Source organism: Actinomadura sp. WAC 06369 (genome assembly GCF_003947565.1).
In the GTDB taxonomy this organism is placed as follows: domain Bacteria; phylum Actinomycetota; class Actinomycetes; order Streptosporangiales; family Streptosporangiaceae; genus Spirillospora; species Spirillospora rifamycini.
Genome location: NZ_QHJN01000148.1, coordinates 1 through 20,417 on the forward strand (window position 1 = coordinate 1; position 20,417 = coordinate 20,417).

At 72.4% G+C, this 20,417-nt stretch carries 21 protein-coding genes; 10 read left to right on the forward strand and 11 right to left on the reverse strand.

Annotated elements, in window-relative coordinates; genetic code table 11:
- Nucleotides 1-152 precede the first annotated feature (152 nt).
- Nucleotides 153-986 carry a 2,3,4,5-tetrahydropyridine-2,6-dicarboxylate N-succinyltransferase gene (locus DMH08_RS30565; RefSeq protein WP_026401336.1) on the reverse strand — a complete coding sequence of 278 codons (834 nt, stop codon included), beginning with the start codon at nt 984-986 and terminating at the stop codon, nt 153-155.
- Between the two features lie 44 nt (nt 987-1,030).
- Here DMH08_RS30565 and DMH08_RS30570 point away from each other — a divergent pair, with 44 nt between their 5' ends.
- The 5 genes from DMH08_RS30570 (at nt 1,031) to DMH08_RS30590 (ending at nt 5,903) form a co-directional block, all read left to right on the forward strand.
- Entirely contained in the window at nt 1,031-1,921 is an 891-nt protein-coding gene (locus DMH08_RS30570) for a hypothetical protein (RefSeq protein ID WP_233617902.1), read from the forward strand.
- A 116-nt stretch (nt 1,922-2,037) separates the two neighbouring features.
- Nucleotides 2,038-3,222: a glycosyltransferase family 4 protein gene (locus DMH08_RS30575; protein ID WP_199748087.1), complete on the forward strand. Its 1,185-nt coding sequence runs from the start codon at nt 2,038-2,040 to the stop codon at nt 3,220-3,222.
- Nucleotides 3,201-4,451: an MFS transporter gene (locus DMH08_RS30580; RefSeq protein ID WP_125619414.1), complete on the forward strand. Its 1,251-nt coding sequence runs from the start codon at nt 3,201-3,203 to the stop codon at nt 4,449-4,451. Before DMH08_RS30575 ends, DMH08_RS30580 begins: the two co-directional genes overlap by 22 nt.
- Nucleotides 4,452-4,509: 58 nt before the next feature.
- Nucleotides 4,510-5,406, forward strand: coding sequence for an RNA polymerase sigma factor SigJ (sigJ, locus tag DMH08_RS30585; protein ID WP_125619416.1), 897 nt, complete (start codon nt 4,510-4,512; stop codon nt 5,404-5,406).
- Between the two features lie 44 nt (nt 5,407-5,450).
- Nucleotides 5,451-5,903: a DUF3592 domain-containing protein gene (locus DMH08_RS30590; RefSeq protein ID WP_026401339.1), complete on the forward strand. Its 453-nt coding sequence runs from the start codon at nt 5,451-5,453 to the stop codon at nt 5,901-5,903.
- Here the strand turns inward: DMH08_RS30590 and DMH08_RS30595 are convergent.
- On the reverse strand, nt 5,900-6,397 hold the full coding sequence (locus tag DMH08_RS30595) for a carboxymuconolactone decarboxylase family protein (RefSeq protein ID WP_125619418.1): 498 nt from the start codon (nt 6,395-6,397) through the stop codon (nt 5,900-5,902). The genes DMH08_RS30590 and DMH08_RS30595 overlap by 4 nt on opposite strands.
- Nucleotides 6,394-7,473, reverse strand: a complete 1,080-nt coding sequence (locus tag DMH08_RS30600) for an NAD(P)H-dependent amine dehydrogenase family protein (protein ID WP_125619420.1) — start codon at nt 7,471-7,473, stop codon at nt 6,394-6,396. The genes DMH08_RS30595 and DMH08_RS30600 overlap by 4 nt, the downstream gene beginning before the upstream one ends.
- Before the next feature lie 175 nt (nt 7,474-7,648).
- On the opposite strand from DMH08_RS30600, the gene DMH08_RS30605 reads away from it, so the two are divergent.
- The gene (locus DMH08_RS30605) at nt 7,649-9,262 is read left to right on the forward strand and encodes a GMC oxidoreductase (RefSeq protein ID WP_125619422.1); all 1,614 of its coding nucleotides are present in this window, start codon (nt 7,649-7,651) and stop codon (nt 9,260-9,262) included.
- Between the two features lie 84 nt (nt 9,263-9,346).
- Here DMH08_RS30605 and DMH08_RS30610 read toward each other — a convergent pair whose 3' ends face one another.
- Entirely contained in the window at nt 9,347-10,186 is an 840-nt protein-coding gene (locus DMH08_RS30610; protein WP_125619424.1) for a hypothetical protein, read from the reverse strand.
- Between the two features lie 166 nt (nt 10,187-10,352).
- Between DMH08_RS30610 and DMH08_RS30615 the strand changes: the two genes are divergently transcribed.
- From DMH08_RS30615 to DMH08_RS30625, 3 genes are all read left to right on the forward strand, one after another.
- On the forward strand, nt 10,353-10,958 hold the full coding sequence (locus DMH08_RS30615; RefSeq protein WP_026401344.1) for a response regulator transcription factor: 606 nt from the start codon (nt 10,353-10,355) through the stop codon (nt 10,956-10,958).
- Nucleotides 10,949-12,751 (forward strand): sensor histidine kinase, encoded by a 1,803-nt coding sequence (locus DMH08_RS30620; protein WP_125619426.1) that lies wholly within the window; start codon nt 10,949-10,951, stop codon nt 12,749-12,751. Before DMH08_RS30615 ends, DMH08_RS30620 begins: the two co-directional genes overlap by 10 nt.
- Before the next feature lie 76 nt (nt 12,752-12,827).
- Nucleotides 12,828-14,294: a multicopper oxidase family protein gene (locus DMH08_RS30625; protein ID WP_026401345.1), complete on the forward strand. Its 1,467-nt coding sequence runs from the start codon at nt 12,828-12,830 to the stop codon at nt 14,292-14,294.
- 10 nt (nt 14,295-14,304) lie between these two features.
- Here DMH08_RS30625 and DMH08_RS30630 read toward each other — a convergent pair whose 3' ends face one another.
- From DMH08_RS30630 to DMH08_RS30660, 7 genes are all read right to left on the reverse strand, one after another.
- Nucleotides 14,305-14,748, reverse strand: coding sequence for a nuclear transport factor 2 family protein (locus tag DMH08_RS30630; RefSeq protein WP_026401346.1), 444 nt, complete (start codon nt 14,746-14,748; stop codon nt 14,305-14,307).
- 38 nt (nt 14,749-14,786) lie between these two features.
- Nucleotides 14,787-15,653: a TIGR03619 family F420-dependent LLM class oxidoreductase gene (locus DMH08_RS30635; RefSeq protein ID WP_026401347.1), complete on the reverse strand. Its 867-nt coding sequence runs from the start codon at nt 15,651-15,653 to the stop codon at nt 14,787-14,789.
- A gap of 108 nt (nt 15,654-15,761) precedes the next feature.
- Complete coding sequence (locus tag DMH08_RS30640; protein ID WP_125619428.1) at nt 15,762-16,193, reverse strand: hypothetical protein; 432 nt, start codon at nt 16,191-16,193, stop codon at nt 15,762-15,764.
- 3 nt (nt 16,194-16,196) lie between these two features.
- Nucleotides 16,197-16,760, reverse strand: coding sequence for a hypothetical protein (locus DMH08_RS30645; protein ID WP_026401349.1), 564 nt, complete (start codon nt 16,758-16,760; stop codon nt 16,197-16,199).
- Nucleotide 16,761: 1 nt separating this feature from the next.
- Complete coding sequence (locus DMH08_RS30650) at nt 16,762-18,018, reverse strand: hypothetical protein (protein ID WP_125619430.1); 1,257 nt, start codon at nt 18,016-18,018, stop codon at nt 16,762-16,764.
- 75 nt (nt 18,019-18,093) lie between these two features.
- Nucleotides 18,094-18,393 carry a hypothetical protein gene (locus tag DMH08_RS30655; RefSeq protein WP_026401351.1) on the reverse strand — a complete coding sequence of 100 codons (300 nt, stop codon included), beginning with the start codon at nt 18,391-18,393 and terminating at the stop codon, nt 18,094-18,096.
- Between the two features lie 203 nt (nt 18,394-18,596).
- Entirely contained in the window at nt 18,597-19,739 is a 1,143-nt protein-coding gene (locus DMH08_RS30660) for an acyl-CoA dehydrogenase family protein (protein ID WP_125619432.1), read from the reverse strand.
- Between the two features lie 76 nt (nt 19,740-19,815).
- Here DMH08_RS30660 and DMH08_RS30665 point away from each other — a divergent pair.
- The coding region (locus DMH08_RS30665; protein WP_125619434.1) for a MerR family transcriptional regulator at nt 19,816-20,417 on the forward strand (602 nt) is incomplete at its 3' end.

Below are 20,417 nucleotides of genomic sequence, written 5' to 3' on the forward strand. Positions count from 1 at the left end.
GGGTTGCAGCCCGCTGCGATGGGCCGCGCGGCCAGGCAGGTGCGCGCGGGTAAGCGGGAGTCGCGCGGCCCATCGCAGCGGGCTGCAACCCCTGCCGCGCGCGGGTGGGAGGGGGTCGCGCGCGGCCGGAGGGCGCTTTGCGGCGGCGTCCGTCAGCCGAGGCCGTGGTCGCGGAGGATGTCGTTCAGCTCCGCCTTGTTGTGCCGCTGGCCCTCTTCGAGGCGCTTGAGGATGAGCACCGCCGGGAGGCCGAACGTGCCGCCCTTGAACTCCTTGGTGCGGGTGCCGCCGACGGCGACGCACCAGTCGGGGATGCGGCCGCGGCTGATCTCCTCGCCGGTCTCGACGTCGATGACCGGCATGGACGCCGACAGGTTCGTGCCCGAGCCGACGACGGCGCCCTTGCCCACGCGGGCGCCCTCGACGATCATCGAGCGGCTGCCGATCATGGCCTCGTCCTCGACGATGACGGGCTTGGCGTTCGGGGGCTCCAGCACGCCGCCGATGCCCACGCCGCCGGACAGGTGGACGTTCTTGCCGATCTGGGCGCACGACCCGACGGTGGCCCAGGTGTCGACCATCGTGCCGGAGTCGACGTAGGCGCCGAAGTTCGTGAAGGACGGCATGAGGACGACGCCCGGCGCGAGGTAGGCGCCCCAGCGGGCGATCGCGCCGGGGACGACGCGGACGCCGTCGAGGCGGCTCTTCAGCGGGATGCGGTCGTGGTACCGGAAGTCGCCGACCTGCGAACGCACCATGCCGAGCACCTTGAAGCTGAGCAGGATCGACCGCTTCGCGCGCTCGTCCACGACCACCTCGTCGGTCGCGGGGTCGACGAAGGCCACGCGGGCCTCGCCGGTGTCGAGCTGGTCGACGGCCGCGGTGATGGCGGCGCGCGCGTCGGCGTCGTCCGGCGTGAGGTCGGCGCGCCGCTCCCACAGCTCGTCGATGACGTCGGAGATCGGGCTGGTGAACGTTTCGGTCATGTTCCCTGAGCTTACTGGTGGCCTGTTCCCGGTACGGTCTTCGCGTGGCTGTATGGGCGAGGTCGAAGTCGCGTCCCGCGGAGGGACCGGACGGTGGCGTGCCGCGCCGCCGCCGGCGCTGGGCCGTCATCACGTCCGTCTTCGTGCTCCTGCTCGGCGTGGGCGGATACGCGACGTACCAGTGGACGCGGCCGTACCTGCACGGGACGGGCTGCGAGGCGAGCACGGCCGCGGGGAAGATGTCGCTGAGCCTGGAGCAGGGCGCGAACTCGGCCACGATCGCGGCGGTGGCGTTCCGCAAGGAGCTGCCCGAGCGGGCCGTGGTGATCGCGTACGCGACCGCGATCCAGGAGTCGCACCTGCGGAACCTGGCGGGCGGCGACCGCGACTCGGTGGGCATGTTCCAGCAGCGCCCGTCGCAGGGCTGGGGCACGCCGGAGCAGCTCCGCGACCCGGTGGTGTCGACGAGCAAGTTCTTCGACGGGCTCGTCCAGGTGAAGGACTACCTCGACAAGGACCTGCACGTCGCGGCGCAGGAGGTGCAGCGCAGCGCGGACGGGTCCCTGTACCAGCAGCACGAGCCGGAGGGCGAGCTGCTGGCGGCGGCGTTCACCGGGAAGGAGCCGGCGGCCGCGCGGTGCTGGTTCCCGCCGGACGAGCGGACCGAGCCGCGCCGGGACGAGGCGGTGCGGGAGATGCGGCGGGCGTTCGGCGGCGGCCTGAAGGCGTCCGGCGCGGCGTCGGGGCAGTGGACGGCGCTGGCGGTGCCGGGCGAGCGGATCGGCTGGGCCGCCGCGTCGTGGGCGGTGACGCACGCGCAGGCGTACGGGCTGACCGAGGTGCGGCACGCGGGCCGGGCGTGGCGCGCGGAGTCGGGCCACGACGGCTGGGCGTCGGACCCGGACGCCCCGAAGGACCGCGTGATCATCCGCTGACCGCCCGCCGCGCCGCGGGCGTCGGGCGTTTTCGGGCCGTCCGGCGGCGATGACGCTCGGTCGCGGCGCCCGTGCGGCGTGTGCATGCCGGGCGGCTGCGGGGGAAGCGTGTCGGCATGGAGATCCCGCGGACCCTGGTGCTGACCGGGCATTTCCCCCCGGAACCGGGCGGGGTGCAGACGTTCACGTGGGAGCTGGTGCGGCGGCTGCCCGCCGACCGGCTGGTCGTGGTGGCGCCCGCGCGGGCGGGGGCCGCGGGGTTCGACGCGGGCCTGCCGTTCCCGGTCGTCCGGCGGCGCGGGTACCTGCTGTTCCGCGGGCTGGCGCGGCTCGCCGCGCGGCACCGGGTCGAGGCCGGGTGGATCACCGCCGCCGCCCCGTTCGCGATGTACGCGCCGTTCGTCCGGGCGGCGGGGGTGCGGCGGCTCGTCGGGTCGACGCACGGGCAGGAGCTCGGCTGGTTCCGGGCGGCGCCGACGCGGGCGGCGCTGCGCGCGGCGGCCGGGTCGTTCGACGCCCTCACGCACCTGTGCGCGTCCACGCTGCCCGAGCTGGAGGGCGCGCTCGGCGGCCGCACCCGGCTCGTGCGGCTGGCGGGGGCCGTCGACACCGACCGGTTCCGGCCCGGCCTGGACGGCTCGGCGATCCGGCGGCGGCACGCGCTCGGGTCCGGCCCGGTGGTGCTCAGCGTGGCGCGGCTCGTCCGGCGCAAGGGCCACGACACGCTGATCCGGGCGTGGGCGGACGTGGTGCGGCGGCGGCCGGACGCGCGGCTCGTCATCGTCGGGGACGGCCCGATGCTGCGCCGCCTCACCGAGCTGGGCGAGCGCGCCGCCCCCGGCTCCGTCACCGTGGCCGGCCCGGTGTCCGACGGCGACCTGCCGCTGTACTACGCGGCCGCCGACGTGTTCGCGCTGCCCTGCCGGGACGACCGCCGCGGGCTGCAGACCGAGGGGCTGGGGCTGTCGACGCTGGAGGCGTCCGCGGCCGGCCTCCCGGTGGTGGTCGGCCGGTCGGGCGGAAGCCCCGAGTCCCTCGTGGACGGGCGGACGGGCGTGCTCGTCGACGCGTCCCGAGGCCCGGACGAACTGGCCCTCGCGCTGCACCGGCTGCTGGCCGATCCCGGACGCGCCCGCGCGATGGGCGCCGCGGGCCGCGCCTGGACGCGCGCGGAATGGAGCTGGGACGGCGCGGCGGCGCGCCTCGCCGCCCTGCTGCGCGGCTCCCCGGCCGGCGCGCCCGGCGCGCGGGAGGGCCACGGACCGGGGGTGGAGCCCGCATGGGACTCAAGGATCGGCTGAACCGCCGGGACTTCCGGCGGCTCATCGTCGGCCAGGCCATCTCGTCGTTCGGCGACTGGATGGGCACCCTCGCGCTGATGTACTTCGTGCTGGAGATCTCCGGCTCGACGACCGCCGTCGGCGGGGTGCTGGTGCTGCGGCTGCTGCCGTCCGCGCTGGGCGCGCCGCTCGCCGCTCGGGTGGTGACCCGGTGGCGGCGCCGCAGCGTGATGCTGTCGTCCGACCTGATCAGGGCGGGGATGGCGGTGACGCTGCCGCTGCTGCCGTTCCTGTGGTGGGTGTACTTCTGGGCGTTCCTCATCGAGGTCGTGGGGCTGATCTTCCTGCCGGCCCGGGACGCGGCCGTCCCGTTCCTCATCGAGGACGACGAGGACGAGCACGACACGAGCACGCTGGAGGTCGCGAACGGCATCACGATGGCGACCTCGTACGGGATGATCCCGGTGGGCGCGGGCGCGTTCGGGCTGATCCTGTGGGCGTCGAACCAGGCGGGCTGGGAGGGCCACTGGCGCTACGTCGTGGTCTTCTGGTTCAACGCGCTGACGTACCTGGCGTCCTACGTGGCGGTCCGGTCGATCCCCGACCTCGGGCCGGGGCCGCACGAGCGGCGGGCGGCGGAGCGGGAGACCGAGACGCAGCGCGGGTTCGTCGCGGCGCTGCGGCTGCCGACCGTGCGGGGCGTGATCCCGGGCGTCGCCGTCATCGCCCTCGGCCTCGGCGCCCTGTTCTCCCTCGGCGTGGTGTTCGTGCGGAACGTGCTGGGCGCGGGCGCGATCGGGTTCGGCGCGCTCGTCGTGCTGTTCGGGGTCGGCGCGCTCATCGGGCTGCTGCTCGTCCACCGCAAGGGCTGGAACCTGCTGTCGCAGATCCGGACCGGGACGGTGGTGCAGGGCGTGGTGATCACGCTGATGGGGGCGCTCGCGTCCACGGCGTGGTCGTTCGTCGGCGCGGTCCTGTTCGGCGCGGGCGCCACCAGCGCGCTCGTCGGCGGCATCACCTACCTGCAGGAACGGCTCGGCGGCGGGGACCGCAACCTCGCCCTCACCGCCTTCCACGCGACGCTGCGGTTCGGCCTGGCGCTGGCGGCGCTGCTGTCGGGCCTGGCGGCGGACCTGCTGGACGGCGCGGACGCCACGCCGCTCGGGATGGCCCCGGCCCAGTTCGTCCTCATGCTGTCGGGACTGGTGGTGCTCGCGGGGACGCTCCTGGTCCGCGCGCCCCCCGGGTGAGACCCGCGTCACGGCGGGGCGATGTCACACTCGTCGCGGGGCGTCCCCTCTCATGGGCATGGAGGCCACGGGCATCACCGACCACGACACCGGCGGCCACGACACCGCCACGCGGGTCTTCGCCGACCACCGCGAGCTGCTCTTCTCCGTCGTCTACAACCTGCTCGGCAGCGTCGCCGACACCGAGGACGTCCTGCAGGACGCGTGGCTCGCGTGGGCGGCCCGCGACCGCCCCGAGGTGGCGAACCCGCGCGCGTACCTCGTCCGCGTCGCCGTCAACGCGGCCCTCGCGCGGCAGGCCGCGATCCGCCGCCGCCGCGAGACCTACATCGGTCCGTGGCTGCCCGACCCGCTCGTCGCGGGCGCGGACGAGTCCGCCGAGCGCACCGAGGCCGTCTCGATGGCCCTGCTCGTCGTGCTGGAGACGCTCAGCCCGCTCGAACGGGCCGTGTTCGTCCTGCACGAGGTGTTCGGCTACCCGCACCCCGAGATCGCCGCGATGCTGGACCGCTCGCCGGCCGCCGTCCGGCAGCTCGCCCGCCGCGCCCGCGCGCACGTCCACGCCCGCCGCCCCCGGTACACCGCGGACCCGCGCGTCCGGCGGCAGGCCACCGAGCGGTTCCTGCGCGCGGCGCTGGGCGGCGACATCGGCACGCTGCTGGAGATCCTCGCCCCGGACGTCACGCTGTGGATGGACGCCGGCGGCGCCCCCGGGAACCCGCTGCGCCCGATCCGCGGCCGCGACCGCGTCGCCCGCACGCTGGCCGCCACGGTCCCCCGCCGGGCCCGCGAGACCGACCTCGACATCGACTACCGGACCGTCAACGGCGACCCGTCCGCCGTCCTGTTCACGGACGGCGCGCCTTTCGCCGTCATGGTCCTCGACCTCGACGGCGACCACGTCACCGGCATCTACACCGTGACGAACCCCGACAAACTCCCGGCAGCCGAGTAGCCGGGGCGGTTGATCCACCGGCCCGGCGATGCTTGTGTCTGCGCATGAGCGCCGTCAGAGAACGACTCCGGATCATCGCGATCCCCCTCATCCTGCTGGTCTGCGGCGTCCTGTGCGTGACCACCGGCATCGAGTACGTGTCCGGCGCGGCGGAGCTGAGCGGGCATGAGGCGCGGGCCGACGGCACCGTCCTGGAAACGCGGGGCGCCGCCGGCCCCAAGGGCGGCGGCAACGCCTCCTACCGGGTGGAGTTCACCGACGCCGGCGGCGCCCGCCGCACCTTCTGGACGAGCGGGACCGCCGATCGCGGCGACACCGTCGACGTCGTCTACGACTCCCGGGACCCCGGCAGCGCCATCGTCGGCTCGACGGGAGAGCGGCGCGCCACGGGCATCGCCGTCTTCGTGACGGGCCTCGGGCTGCTGGCGGCCTTCGCCGCGACCGTCCTGGCGCTCCGCCGCAAGCCGGCCGGCCGCCGGGGGCGCGCGGCGCGCTAGCCCCGCGCGTCCGTCCGGTGCGAGGGCAGCACGCACACGGCGTCGAGCCCGAGCACGTGGTTGAGGCGGCCGAACGCGAGCCACGAGCCGATGCTCATGCTCAGCTCGACGATCTCGAGCTGGCTGTAGCAGGCGGTCATGCGGGCCCAGAACGCGTCGTCGAGGTTGTGGTGGTCGAGGGCGTACCGTTCGGCGTACTCGGCGGCGAGGCGGGTGCGGTCGTCGAACGCGCCGGTCGTCCGCCACCCGGCCACGGCGTCGAGGAAGCCGTCCTCGACCTTCTCGCCGTCCCGCTCCGTCCGCCAGTCGAGGCAGAAGACGCAGCCGTTGATCTGGGCGATCCGCAGCCGCGCGGCCTCGAACTCGCGGAGCCCGAGCGTCGTGTGGGCGTACACGGACATGGAGAAGTTCGCGGCGGCGGGGCCGATGCCCGGCACCATCTCCCCCCACACGTACTCGATCGCGTCCTTGCCCTCGGGGATGTCGATGTTCACCGCGCGGTCCTTCCGAGCTTGCCGGTCGCCGGACGCATCGGGACGTCGAGCGCGTCGTACAGTCCGGGTTCCTTCTCGACGAGCCAGTCGATCGCGCCGACGAGCCGTCCGACCGCGGTGGCGTTCCCGCCCGCCGCCCGGTTGCCGCTCGCGTCGACGGCCTCGACCGTGACCTCGATGCGCGGATCGCCCTCGATGATCACGCGGTGCGCGCCGTCGCCGGTCGGCGGGACGGGCCAGTCGGGGGCGCAGGACGGGTGGATGCGGGTGACGTGCTCGACGACGATGCGGGGCTCGCCCCCGACGATGCCCTGCACCTCGAACCGCACGGCGCCCTGCGTGCCCTTCTCGAACTCGCCCATCAGCTCCGTGGTCACCGTGGCGTCCAGCGGGCGCCGCTCCACGGCCTCCCGCACCTCGTCGAGCTCGACGCCGAGCCCCCGCGCGATCAGCCGCACCTGCCCGCCCCACACCATGGACGGGACGGACGGCGCCAGCATCGGCGGCTCGTAGTCCATCGGCTGCCCCATCCCGACGAGGTAGCGCACCGAGTCGGGCTGGTCGTAGGTGGTGTAGTCGAAGATCTCCTGGCACCGGACGGCGTCCACCTCGGTGCCCAGGCCGCTGATCATCAGCGGCAGGACGTCGTTGCCCCAGCCGGGGTCGACGCCGGAGACGAGCAGGGAGCCGCCGCCCTCGGCGACCGCCGCGAGCACGGCCTCGCGCATCTCCGCGGGCGCGCCGCGCTGGTCGTAGAGCGCGTACAGGGCGGGCGTCACGACCACGGCGCCGGCCCGGATCGCGCGCAGGATGTCGTCGAGCGCGTCGTCCGGGCGGACATCGCCGGACGCGGCGTACACGACGGCCCCGGGGCGCCCGTCCAGCACGGCGCCGGCGTCGTCGGTCGCCGCGACGCCGAGGTCGCGGCCGAGTCCGCCGAGGTCGCCGGCGTCGCGGCCGACCTTGCCGGGGTCGTGGACGATCACGCCGGTGAGCTTCAGCGCGGGGTGGGCCTCGACGGCCCGGAGGGCGAGCCGGCCGACGTTTCCGGTGCCCCAGACGACCGTGGAGATCATACGGCGGAGGCTAACAGCGCCCGCCCCGCTTGCCAAGCAAGCATTTGGTCTACTGACCGTAACCGGTTACTCCGGGTGAGTGATCGAACGTAAATTACCCTCGCGTATGTTGTGGCTTTTCCCTGGCCGCCGAGGTAGAACCTGTTCCAACCCACCCCATAGTGAGGGAGCTCACATGAGTGACCCGTCGCTGCCCGTAGCCAGATCTCACGGCGTATCGCGCCGCGGATTCATCGCTGGAACCGGTTCCATCATCGGCCTCGGGATGCTCGCCCGCCCCGCGTCCGCCGCCGCCGCGATCGGCAACGGAGCGCACGTTCCGGTCCTGATCATCGGCACCGGCTACGGCGGCTCCGTCGCCGCGCTGCGCCTCGCCCAGGCCGGCGTGCCCGTGCACATGGTCGAGATGGGCCAGTCGTGGGACACCCCCGGTTCCGACGGCAAGGTCTTCGCCAACACCCGGACGCCCGACTACCGCTCCTACTGGCTCAGGACCCGCACCAAGCAGCCGCTCAGCAACTTCCTCGGCTTCCCGCTCGACAAGAACGTCCCCCGGTACACCGGGATCCTCGACGCCGAGGATTTCGGCGGCATCACCGTCTACCAGGGCCGCGGCGTCGGCGGCGGCTCGCTCGTCAACGGCGGCATGGCCGTCACCCCGAAGCGCGAGCGGTTCGGGGCGATCCTCCCGTCCGTCGACGCCGACGAGATGTACGACGTCTACTACCCCCGCGCCAACGCGGGCCTCGGCGTCAACCAGATCGACCGCGCCTGGTTCGACACCACCGACTGCTACCAGTACGCGCGCGTCGGGCGGAAGCACGCCGAGCGCTCGGGCTTCGAGTTCGTCTACGTCCCGAACGTGTACGACTTCGGCTACATGAAGGCGGAGGACCTCGGGAACGTTCCCAGATCGGCCCTCGACGCCGAGATCCTCTACGGCAACAACCACGGCAAGAAGTCGCTCCGGCAGACCTACCTCGCCCAGGCCGCCGCGACCGGCCGGGTGACCGTCTCCCCCCTCCACCGCGTGACCTCGGTCGCGCCCGCGTCCGGCGGCGGGTACACGGTCGCCATGGAGCAGCTCGACACGAGCGGCACCGTCACCGCGACCAAGTCGGTGACCGCCGACCGGGTCTTCTTCGCCGCGGGCAGCGTCGGCACCAGCAAGCTCCTCGTGAAGCTGAAGGCGACCGGCGCGCTCCCCCGCCTGAACAACGAGGTCGGCAAGGGCTGGGGCGACAACGGCAACGTCATGTGCGGCCGCGCCAACCACATGTGGGACCCGACGGGCTCGCTCCAGTCGTCCATCCCCACGGTCGGCATCGACAACTGGGACGACGGCGGCGCGTTCGCCGAGGTCGCGCCCCTCCCCACCGGCATCGAGACCTACGCCTCGTTCTACCTGTCGATCACCAACACCCCGCACCGCGCCCAGTTCACCTGGAACGGCAGCCGGGTGGAGCTGAACTGGCAGCAGTCCTGGAAGCAGACCAGCATCGACATGGCCAAGTCGATCTTCGACAAGATCAACCGCAAGGAGGGGACGATCTACCGGACCGACCTCTTCGGCGTCTACAAGATCTGGGGCGACCACCTCACGTACCACCCGCTCGGCGGCGCCGTCCTCAACAAGGCCACCGACAACCACGGCCGCCTCCACGGGCACCCCGGCCTCTACGTGATCGACGGCTCGCTCATCCCCGGCAACACCAGCGTGAACCCGTTCGTCACCATCACCGCCCTCGCCGAACGGAACATCGACAAGATCATCGCCACGGACCTGTGACGCCGCGGTTCCGGCCGCGTCCCACCCCCGCGGCCGGAACCCGGCGGCGTTCGCCGTCCCGCACGGGACGGCGAACGCCGTGCGTCAGGTCCGCCAGGCGTCGAACTCCGTCTCGAAGTCTTCCGCGGTGACGAGATGGACCCTGCTCAGGGCGACCTTCGGCGTGCCGTTCCGCAGGTCCTCGACATGCCCGTTGCCGACCTTCCAGACGCCGATCAGACCCGAGTGCTCCGCGGCCACCCCCATGAAGCCGGAGCGCCGCCGGCGCATGCACGTCGCCAGCTCGGCGGCGTCACGGTCGTCCGCCACGTCCGCGCCGACCGCTTTCGCGAGGGCGGGCAGCCGGTCGCGGACGCCGATGCGGCCGTTGGCGAGGTTCCGTACGGCCGTGAGCCGGTCCTTCGTCGGCGCGTTGCCGGCCGCGGTGTACGCCCGGCACGCGTCGATGAGCGCCCTGTACACCGCCCGCGCGGCCACGTTCACCTCGTTGTCGGCGTCGAGCCGCGCCCGCTTGCTGACGGTGGACGCGAACTCCACGACTTCTCTGACCTTGTCGTGGAACGCGGCGAGCGGCCCGTCGGCCGAATTGACCGAGAGCGTCGACACCGTGATCGCTTCTTCGCCGAGCCTCTCGAACTTTTTGATGGCCAGAGCCACGCCGTGCGCGGCCCGGTATTCCATCAGGTCGGCCCCACTGACGTCGGGAAGGTTCTTCAGTTCCCCGTCGTACACGTCAGGGAACAGGTGCTCGACCCAGTAGTTGGGGTCCTTGACCTTCGCGAGGCAGAAAGCCCTCTCCTCGTCCCTGCGCGCATCACTGTCGGAGTGGTATTCCCCGACGAGATTGAGCATTCCAGCCACCAGCATCCCGTACCCCCATTTCGCCGTGGCTCCATATTCCCCGGCCACGCCCATGAACGCCACGCTCCGCCCCTGACCGATTGCGGTCAGTGATCATTAGTGCGAACGCGCGTCGAGTTCGACTTTGCTTGTGACGGGCCGGCGGGTGGAATCTTCACGGGCGGACGTGAAGATCTCACGAGGTGGTAGAAATGGGACGCTGGTGAGGGCCTGGGAGTAAGGGCGTGGGATGATCCGGGTTCTGCTCGCCGAGGACATGCACATGATCCGGGGAGCGCTGGTGGCGCTGCTCGACCTCGAACCCGACATCGAGGTGGTCGCGCAGGCGGCGACGGGCGACCGGATCGTCCCGCTGGCGCTGGAGCACGAGCCGGACGTCGCGGTGGTCGACGTCGAGCTGCCCGGCGTCGACGGGCTCACCGCCACGGCGGAGCTGCGCGCGCGGCTGCCGCGGTGCCGCGTGCTGATCGTGACGAACTTCGGCCGTCCCGGCAGCGTCCGGAGGGCCTTCGCCGCGCAGGCGTCCGGCTTCATGGTCAAGGACGCGCCGCCGGAGCGGCTGGCGGACGCCGTCCGGCGGGTCGCGGCGGGCGAGCGGGTGATCGACCCCGCGCTCGCGGTGGCCGCGCTGGAGGTCGCCGAGTGCCCGCTCAAGCCGCGCGAGCTGGAGGTGCTGCGGCGCTTCTCCGAGGGCGACGACGTCGAGCAGATCGCCGGGGCGCTGCACCTGTCCGCGGGGACCGTGCGGAACTACCTCACCGCGATCGTCGCGCGGCTGAACGCCCGCAACCGGCTGCACGCCGTCCGGATCGCCCAGGACGCCGGGTGGCTCTGAGCCCGGCCCGCCAGGTCGTCGTCTACATCTGCACGCTTGGCGTGCTGCGGGTGTGCTTCCAGGTGGGCGCGGCCGGGGCCGGGCCGGCGATCACGGTCGCCATCGCGGTGGTCGCCGCGCTGCAGGTGCCGATCTCGCTGCCGGGCAGGCGGCGGCTGTCCGCGGCGCTGTTCCCGGTGCAGGCCGCGGTCAACTACCTGCCCCTGCTCGTGGAGGCGGACGCCTGGCGGACGGGCGGCTCGGGCTTCGTCGCCGCGTCCGCCCTGCTCGTCGTGCGGGGGCCCGCGGCGTGGGCGCTGCTCGGGCTGGTCGCGGCGGGCGAGGGCGTCCTGGCCGCCGGGCTGGACCGCCCGCCCGAGGACGTCTTCTACGCGGTCACCGCCCCGGTCAACGTGGGCCTGATGCTGTACGGCCTCAGCCGCCTCGCCGACCTGCTGGACGAGGTGCGGCGGGAACGCGCCGAGCTGGCGGCGCGGGCCCGGGAGGTCGAGCGGCTGCGGCTGTGGCGGCACGTGCGGCTGATGGCGGCGAGCAGCGTGGCGCACGCCGAGGAACTGGCGCTGCGGGCGGGACGCGCGGACGGCGCGGCGATGCGGGGCGCGCTGGCCGCGGCGGTGGCGGTCGCGCGGGAGGCGCTGCGGCGGGTGCGCTCGCTGCCGCACGCCGAGGGCGCGGTCCCGGCGCCGTCCGGCGACCGCGACGCGCGGATCGTCCGGGCGGCCACGCCGATCCTCGTGGTGACGCACGTGCTGTTCGTCGGGCAGGCGCTGGTCAACTTCGCCGTCCTGGGGAGGTCCGCGGCCGCCGGGTATCTCGCGCTGCTGCCCGTGTCCTTCGCCCTGCAGTCCTGGCACCTGGTGGTCCTCGCCCGGGGGCGGCGGCCGCGGTGGCTGCCCTGGACGCTGGCGGCGCAGGCGGTGACGATCTACGCGCCGCTCGCGGCCGGGGAGACGTCCGGGCTCGTGGTGTCGGGGTTCTTCGCCGGCGTCGTGCTGCTCGGCGCGGGGCCGCGGGCGGCGTGGCCGCTGTGCGCGGCGGTCTGCGCCGTCTTCGGGGCGGACGGCTGGCGCGTCGACGGCCCGCTCCTCGCCTGCTACCAGTTCTCCGTCGCCCTCGGGACGGCTCTGGCGGTGTCCGGGATGACCCGGCTGGTCGTCCTCATCACCGAGCTCCGGCGCACCCGCGCCGAGCTGGTGGAGGTGGCGGCCCTGCGCGAGCGGCTGCGGGTGGGGCGGGACGTGCACGACCTCCTCGGCCGCGGGCTCACCGCGGTCGTCCTGCACGGGGAGCTGGCGCTGCGGCTGCTGGACGCCGATCCGGGGCGCGCGGCGGGCCGGTGCGAGCGGATGGCGGAGGCGGCCCGGGCGGCGCTCGCCGACATCGCCGCCCTGGACGCGCCGGACCGGCGGCCGTCGCTGGCCGCCGAGGTCGACGCGGCCCGGGCCGTCCTGGAGTCCGCCGGGACGGCCGTGCGGATCGACGCGGCGCCCGTGCCCGGCCGGGCCGGGGACGTCCTGGCGATCGTGCTGCGCGAGGCGGTGACGAACGTGCTCAGGCACGGCACCCCGGACGGGTGCGCGGTCGAGATCGCCGTCGCGGACGGCCGCGCCCGGCTGCGCGTCGCCAACGGCGGGGCCGCCGCGGCGTCCGCCGAGCCCGGGACGGGGCTGCGGAACGCGCGGGACCGGCTGGCGGCCATCGGCGGCGACCTCACCGCCGTCCGGACCGGGGACCGGTTCGAGCTGGTCGCCCGCGCCCCCGTCGCGCGTGAGGATCTCACGCCGACGAGGTGACCGCGGCGTCTGTGCCGGACGGCCCCCGGTGCCGCACAGTGGGTCCGCCATCGGACACGAAGATCGACTGGGGACCATGAATCGTCGACAGTTCCTCGCGGCCGTCTCCCTCACCGGCCTCGCCACGGCCTGCGGTCAGGGCGGCTCGCGCGCACCCGCGAACCCGGCCGCGTTCCGCACCGCGCTGCCCGTCCCGCCGCTCCTGGAACCCCGGACGGGCGCCGACGGCGTGCGGCGGTTCGCGCTGACGATGCGGCGGGGCCGCGCCGAGCTGCTGCCCGGCCGGCCCGTCAAGACCTGGGGGTTCAACGGCCCGCACCTCGGGCCGACGCTCCGCGCGGCGCGCGGCGACCGGGTGGCGATGACCGTCGCGAACCGGCTGGGCGAGGCGAGCACCGTGCACTGGCACGGCATGCGGCTGCCCGCGAAGATGGACGGCGGCCCGCACCAGATGATCGAGCCGGGCGCGACCTGGCGCCCGCACTGGACGATCGACCAGCCCGCGGCCACGGCGTGGTACCACCCGCACCCGCACGGCCGGACCGCGGCGCACGTGTACCGCGGCCTCGCCGGCCTGTTCATCATCGACGACCGGACGGACGCGGACCTGCCCGCCGAGTACGGGGTCGACGACGTCCCGCTCATCCTCCAGGACAAGGAGCTGGACGAGACCGGCGCGCCGACCGGCGACCCGCTGAAGGGCACGTTCGGCATCCTCGGCGGCCACATCCTCGTCAACGGCGTGCACGCGCCGCGCCTGGACGTCCGGACCCGACTCGTGCGGTTCCGGGTGCTCAACGGCTCCAACGCCCGCCGCTACCGGCTCGCCTTCGCGGACGGCCGCGCGTTCCACGTGGTCGGGAACGACGCGGGCCTGCTGCCCGCGCCGGCGGAGGTCGAGCAGGTCCCGCTGTCGCCCGGCGAGCGGGTGGAGATCGTCGTCGCGTTCGCCCCCGGTGACGAGGCCATGCTGCTGACGCGGTCGGGATCCCACGACGTCGACGAGGGCGACTTCGACATCCTGAAGATCGTCGCGGCCGCGCGGCTCGCCCCGTCCCGCCCGCTGCCGGCCCGGCTCGCCGACCCGGCGCCGATCGCGGTGCCGCCGGGCGCGCGGGTGCGCCGGTTCCGGCTCGAGGGGCACGACGCGATCAACGGCAGGGAGATGGACATCGCACGGATCGACGAGGTGGTCCCCGCCGGCGCCGTCGAGGTGTGGGAGATCGAGAACTACGTCTACGCCCACAACTTCCACATCCACGAGGTGGCGTTCCAGGTGCTGGAGGTGGCCGGGAAGAAGCCGCCCGCGTACATGGCGGGCCGCAAGGACACCGTCTACCTGCCGCCCAAGAGCAAGGCGCGGCTCGCCGTGCAGTTCGGGACGCACACGGACCCGGGCACGCCGTACATGTACCACTGCCACATCCTCCGGCACGAGGACTCCGGCATGATGGGCCAGTTCGTGATCGTGCGGCCGGGCACCGAGCGGTCCGTTCCGCGGCGGATCGCCGCGCCCGGCGGGGCGCACGGGCACGGGCACTGACCCGCGCGGGTCAGCCGCCCGGCTTCGTCATCGTCGCCAGGGCCCGGTCGGGTTCCCAGTGGGCGCGCATGGACGTGACGAGGCCCGAGTCGTCGACCCGGTAGATCAGGACGCAGTCGATGGTCACCGTGGAGCCGTCGCCCATAGTCGTCGTGATCGTGGTGACGTTGGCGCAGGAGTCGCCGTTGGCGAACGAGTCGCGGATGTGGAACCGGAACTCGGCGACCGTCGCGATGTTCTTGTCCCAGAACGCGGCGATGCCCTCGTGGCCCCGGTGGCCCTCGCCGGACGGGTCCATGAAGGACGGGCCGACGGGGTCTTCGAGGAGGACGTCGGGCGCGAACAGCTCCAGCCACGCGTCCTTGCGGCCGGCGAGGACGGCGGCCATGGACGCGCGGGAGGCGCGGCGGGCGGGGTGGTCGGCGTCCGGGGCGTCCCAGGTAACGGCTTCCATGACCGAACTGTAACCTGTTCTCGTTTTGCCGTCGATGGTCAGCCCGCCTTGGCGATGACGGTCTCGGCGAAGCGTTCGAGGTGCTCGACCTTCTTCGCGAGGGGCTCGGTGTCCGGGCCCTTCCGGTACGGGTTCCGGAAGCCCACGATCACGTCGGTGACGCCCTTGTCCTCGAGCCGCTTCACGCCGTCGGGCGTGTAGGCGTCCATCGAGATCACGTGGATCTCGAACGGATCACCGGCCTTGCCCTCGGCCCGGCGGACGGCGTCGAGCCTGGCCAGCAGGGCGTCCAGGTCGTCGCCGCCGCCCGCGTGCATCCAGCCGTCCCCGCGGACGACCGCGCGGCGCAGCGCGGGCTCGCTGTGCCCGCCGACGAGGATCGGGACGGGACGGGCCGGGTTGAGCTTGATCGCGGGAATGTCGAAGAACTCGCCGCGGTACTCGAAGTACTCGCCCGTCGCGAGCCCGCGCAGCACGTCGATGGCCTCGTCCATCCGCTTCCCGCGGCGCTCCCACGGGACGCCCATCGCCCGGAAGTCCTCGGGCCACGGGCTCAGGCCGACGCCGAGGCCGAGGCGGTCGCCGATCAGCCCGACGATCGACATCGCCTGCTTGGCCACCAGGACGGGCGGCCGCACCGGCAGCTTGAGGACGAACGGGGTGAAGCGGATGCGCTCGGTCACCGCGCCCATCGCCGCGATCAGGGTGAACGTCTCGATGAACGCCTTGTCCTCGAGGAACTCCCGGTCGCCCGTCTCGGTGTACGGGTAGGAGGTGTCCGACTCCTTCGGGTAGATGAGGGAGTCGGCGACGGAGAAGCTCGCGTACCCGGCCGCCTCCGCCGCCCGCGCGAGCGGCAGGTAGTGGGACGGGTCGGTCATGGCCTCGGCATAGGTGAACCTCATACGATCCGCCCCGGGTCGACGACAGCTGGTCCGGAAATACTAGAACGTGTTGCAGTCCGGGGCCAGGGGCCCGCCCGTCCATCCCGACACGTCGGTCGGGGGACGAAGTCAACGCGCCGAGACGATCCGGCGGTAAGAGCGCATGTACGCGACGAGGCTCACCAACGAGACGATTCCGACCAGTCCCATGCCGAGGAACGGCAACTCGCTCGACACCTTGAGGGCCACGCCGGCGACCAAAGGCGCACCGGCCATGGCCGTGAGCACCCACGGAAGGACGGCTTCCTGGAGGGACGCCCCCAGCAGCGTCGCCTGGCCTGCACAGATAAGACAGAGGGTGCCCACGGCGGCCACCGCCGCCACGGCTCCCGGCAACATGCCCGCCAGGGCCACCACCAGGGCGAGGATGCACCAACCCACGACGAACGAAGCGAAACCCGGCCCCGTCCTCCGCCAGAAGGCGCGGCGCGCCTCCGCCTTGACCGTGGACCGGGCCTGCTCAGGCCCCCAATCGCGAGGAACCACATCGATCTCGCTCATCTCTCACCCTCCGGACTTGATGTGAAAGATGATCGGGGCCGCGACCATGAGCGTGTGCATAGATGTGGAGAATCGGTAGTCGAGCCGCAGGATTCCGCGCTCGAACCGGCCGACGCGCCGCCCGTCCAGCGCAACGAAGTCGCAGTGCCGATGCACCGGCTCCCCTTTTCGCGACTGCGCCTCCCACACGATCGTACCGAGCATTTCCTCGTTCACGTCGACGAAGCACTCCCGCGGGGACACACGCCTTCCGCGGACATCGCCGGCGATGCCCGTGATCCGCCCGATCATGCGATGGTCGGCGCCCGTCACGAAGATGATCGGCTCGCCCTCCACCCGTTCGAGGAAGAACAGGACTTCACCGCCAGGGTCACGCACCTGAACGGAGAAAGCGGAGGTGTCGTACGCCTCGGAGAAGTCTCGACCGAAGGCACCGGCCCCCTCGCCACCGTGAACCGGTATCGCCTCGGCCACGAGCCGTCCGGCCGCGTCCACCACCTGGAAGTTGCGGCGGCGGTTCTCGTAAAGCAGGACAGCGCGTTCGAAAAGGGCGGCACCTGAAGGCATATCACTTGTCCCAGGGCGGGGTCTCGTCTACCTTTTGGACCCCTTTGCTCGGGTCCGAGAACACGGGTCGATCCATGGATCCCTGCGGCCCTACACCTTGCAACTTGTCCTCGAACCGCCCATCCTTGACACCACCTTCATAGCTCACTTTGTGACCGGTCTGCGAGTTCTCATAACCCGCATTCAGGCTACCTCCCTGGGGAGTCCAGTTCCCCTCCTCGTCCTTCTTCATGGCGAATTTCCCACCGCCGGTGACATTGTTCACCCCTGCTGGGTCGAGTGGCACTTTTGCCTTGTACTCACCCTCGACCCCTTGCAGTCCATCTTTGTACTTCCCGCGCAGCGCGACCTCGTTCTCCACGTCCCCGCCAGGCGTGGCAGTGAATTTCGCACCGACCCCCAAACCCCATTCTCCGTCTTTATTTCGATCAGCGTCCATATCCACCTCCTTGAGCGGGAACCGCGAGTCCGGGGTGCGTCCCAGAAAAGCAAGCGGAGCGTTCGCGGCGTTCTGGAGGAGGTTGGCGCCGCCCGACTTGGCGCCGTTGGCGAAAGCCCGGTCGAACGCGGCGCCGGCGTCCTCGTTGCCGTGCTGGCCCTGGATGTCGGCGACGAAGGACGCGCCCCCGGCCAGGGCCGCGAGGGAGCCGGTGCCCGCGATCGCGCCGAGCAGCGCGGTCGTCACGTGGGTCACCGTCGCGGCGGTGCCGGCGAGCGCGAGGCATTCGGGGTACGCGACGACCGTGAACGCGGCGACGGCCAGCGCGTCGAGGTAGGCGGCCATGCCCATGGCGAAGACGGCGTAGCCGAACAGGGCCCAGGCGAGCGCGTACAGCGTGATGCACACCGCCATGCAGTAGTTGTGCAGGTAGTCGAGCTGCAGGCAGTACTCGCTCACCGTCGCGTCGTACGCGGTGCGGTCGTCCGACGCCCACGCGTGGTCCGGGATGCCGGACGCCAGCCGGCGCAGTGCGGTCGCGGCCGTCTCGAGTTTGGCGGCGGCGTCGCTCCAGCCTTCGGCGGCCTTGGCCAGGTTCTGCGGCTTGCCCGTGGTGAGTTTGAAGTCGAAGGCGATCATGAGGCCGGGCGGGAGGATGACTCCCGCCGAGGAGGCCATGAAGAAGGCCGCCTGCATCATGCCCTCGGCGCTGCCGAGGATGCCGCCCTGGACGTTGCCGCTGAGCAGCCCGCCGGCCAGGCCCCCGGCGGCGGCGCCGCCGGCCGCCGTGCCCGCCGCGCGCCCGCCGGCCGAGCGCATCGGGGCGTCCGTGCGGGCTCCCGTTCCGCCTCCGGTCCGGGGCGTCACCGGCCCTCCCTCCCGGCGGCTCCCGGCTCAGTGCTTCGCATTCGCCTGCTCCGTTTCGTGCCACCGCTGGGCCGTCACGGCGAGCCTGCGGGCCATCTCGTCGGCTTCCTTCTTCAGCGCCTCGGTGTCCTCGAATCCGAACTGCGCCGCGATCGGGTAGGCGGCGGAGGCGAGGGACAGGGTGATGCTGAAATCGCCGCCCTCAAGGTTGTATACGCCATCGGCGTTGATGGCGTTCCTGGCCGCTTCGAGCATGCTGCACACATACTTCTCGACATCTTCGCCGTGTTTGGCGATCCATGCGGGATCTACCTTTTTCTCGCCCATACGCATTCACCGCCCGCGGTCACGTCATCGATACGGCACCACTCAGCCCCGGCTTATGCCGCCCGAAGCGTAGCAGCGCTAACTATGGCTTTGCAGGCGGACGGAACGCCCGTCATGGCGGAGACGGGGCCGCACATGCCGAAGCGCCCCCGAAATGGCTGACGGGGGCGCTCGGGCGGGTGGCGTGGCCGAATCCGGCCGGATCAGACGCCGAGGGAGCGGCCGATGATTTCTTTCATGATCTCCGTCGTGCCGCCGAAGATGGTCTGGATGCGGACGTCCTGATACGCCTTCGCGATCGGGTACTCGGTCATGTAGCCATAGCCGCCGTGGAGCTGGACGCAGCGGTCGACGACGCGCTTGAGCAGTTCGGTGTTCCAGTACTTGAGCATCGCCGCCTCTTCGGCGCTGAGCTCGCCCTTGCTCTCCTTGACGATGCACTCGTCGGTGAAGGAGCGGGTGACGGTCAGCTCCGTCTTCATCTCGGCGAGCGTGAAGCGGTTGTGCTGGAACTTGCCGATCGGGCGGCCGAACGCCTCGCGCGTCTTGCAGTACTCGAGGGTCTGCTCGAACGCGGACTCCGCGGCGGCCTGCGCGGTGGCGCCGATGGAGAGCCGCTCCCGGGCGAGGTTCTGCATGAGGTAGATGAAGCCCATGCCCTCCTCGCCGAGGAGGTTCTTCGCGGGCACGCGGACGTTGTCGAAGAACAGCTCGGCGGTGTCCTGGGCGTGCATGCCGACCTTGTCGAGGTTGCGGCCGCGCTCGAAACCGGCCATGCCGCGCTCGACGGCGAGGAGGCTGACGCCCCGGGCGCCGGCGGACGGGTCGGTCTTGGCGACGACGATGACCAGGTCGGCGAGGATGCCGTTGGAGATGAAGGTCTTCGAGCCGTTCAGGACGTACTCGTCGCCGTCCCTGATCGCGGTGGTCTTGATGCCCTGCAGGTCGGAGCCGGCGGCGGGCTCGGTCATCGCGATGCCGGTGATCAGCTCGCCGGAGCAGTACCCCGGGAACCAGCGGGCCTTCTGCTCGTCATTGCACAGCTGGCGCAGGTACCCGCCGTTGATGTCGTTGTGCACGGAGAAGCCCGGGCCGTGCACGCCGGCCTTCGCGAACTCCTCGTTCATGATCACGTAGTACCGGTAGTCGGGGTTCCCGCCGCCGCCGAACTCCTCGGGCATGTCGATGCCGAGCAGGCCCTGCCGTCCGGCCGCCAGCCACACCTCGCGGGAGACGACGCCGTCCTTCTCCCACTGCTCGTGGTGGGGCGCGATCTCCTTCTCGATGAAGGAGCGGACCATGTCGCGGAACGCCTCGTGCTCCTCGGTGAAGATCTCCCGTGCCATCCGGCGGCCTCCCTCGATAAGTGACTACTGATACAGGGTTAATGTAACACTGGTGGTGTCACATGGAGGGGGCGGGATGGAGCTGACCGTTGACCAGCTCGCCGCGCGGGCCGGGGTCAGTGTGCGGACGGTCCGGTTCTACGCGGGGCGCGGGCTCCTGCCGCCGCCGAGGCTGCGGGGGCGGACGGGCCTGTACGGCGAGGAGCACCTCGCCCGGGTCGAACTCGTCCGGGAGCTGCAGAGCCTCGGGCTGACGCTCGCGGCCATCGAGCGGCACCTGGAGAAGATCCCGCTGGACGCGCCGGTGGAGGACCTCGCGCTGCAGCGGGCGCTGCTCTCGCCGTGGGCGCCGGAGGAGGCGGAGACGCTCGACCGGCACGAGCTGGACCGCCGGGCGGGGCGGCACCTCGACGACGACGCGCTGCAGCGGCTGGAGGCGCTCGGGGTGCTGGAGCCGGTCTCCGCGGACGAGGTACGGATCGTCAGCCCCGCCCTGCTGGGGGTCGGGGCCGAGCTGGCCGCGCTGGCGCTGCCGCTGGAGACGCTCGCCGCCGCCCACGCGGCCGTCGACCGGCACACGGCCGCGCTGGCGGCCGAGCTGCAGGCGGTGTTCCAGGACAGCGTGGTCCGCCCCTACCGGGAGGGCGGACCACGCTGTCCTGGAACACCGCCTGCAGC

Coding starts and splice junctions, on each gene's coding strand:
- DMH08_RS30565 (WP_026401336.1), bottom strand. CDS start 986: ATGACCGAAACGTTCACCAGCCCGATCTCCGACGTCATCGACGAGCTG.
- DMH08_RS30575 (WP_199748087.1), top strand. CDS start 2,038: ATGGAGATCCCGCGGACCCTGGTGCTGACCGGGCATTTCCCCCCGGAA.
- DMH08_RS30580 (WP_125619414.1), top strand. CDS start 3,201: ATGGGACTCAAGGATCGGCTGAACCGCCGGGACTTCCGGCGGCTCATC.
- sigJ (WP_125619416.1), top strand. CDS start 4,510: ATGGAGGCCACGGGCATCACCGACCACGACACCGGCGGCCACGACACC.
- DMH08_RS30590 (WP_026401339.1), top strand. CDS start 5,451: ATGAGCGCCGTCAGAGAACGACTCCGGATCATCGCGATCCCCCTCATC.
- DMH08_RS30600 (WP_125619420.1), bottom strand. CDS start 7,473: ATGATCTCCACGGTCGTCTGGGGCACCGGAAACGTCGGCCGGCTCGCC.
- DMH08_RS30605 (WP_125619422.1), top strand. CDS start 7,649: ATGAGTGACCCGTCGCTGCCCGTAGCCAGATCTCACGGCGTATCGCGC.
- DMH08_RS30615 (WP_026401344.1), top strand. CDS start 10,353: ATGATCCGGGTTCTGCTCGCCGAGGACATGCACATGATCCGGGGAGCG.
- DMH08_RS30625 (WP_026401345.1), top strand. CDS start 12,828: ATGAATCGTCGACAGTTCCTCGCGGCCGTCTCCCTCACCGGCCTCGCC.
- DMH08_RS30630 (WP_026401346.1), bottom strand. CDS start 14,748: ATGGAAGCCGTTACCTGGGACGCCCCGGACGCCGACCACCCCGCCCGC.
- DMH08_RS30635 (WP_026401347.1), bottom strand. CDS start 15,653: ATGAGGTTCACCTATGCCGAGGCCATGACCGACCCGTCCCACTACCTG.
- DMH08_RS30640 (WP_125619428.1), bottom strand. CDS start 16,193: ATGAGCGAGATCGATGTGGTTCCTCGCGATTGGGGGCCTGAGCAGGCC.
- DMH08_RS30645 (WP_026401349.1), bottom strand. CDS start 16,760: ATGCCTTCAGGTGCCGCCCTTTTCGAACGCGCTGTCCTGCTTTACGAG.
- DMH08_RS30650 (WP_125619430.1), bottom strand. CDS start 18,018: ATGCGCTCGGCCGGCGGGCGCGCGGCGGGCACGGCGGCCGGCGGCGCC.
- DMH08_RS30655 (WP_026401351.1), bottom strand. CDS start 18,393: ATGGGCGAGAAAAAGGTAGATCCCGCATGGATCGCCAAACACGGCGAA.
- DMH08_RS30660 (WP_125619432.1), bottom strand. CDS start 19,739: ATGGCACGGGAGATCTTCACCGAGGAGCACGAGGCGTTCCGCGACATG.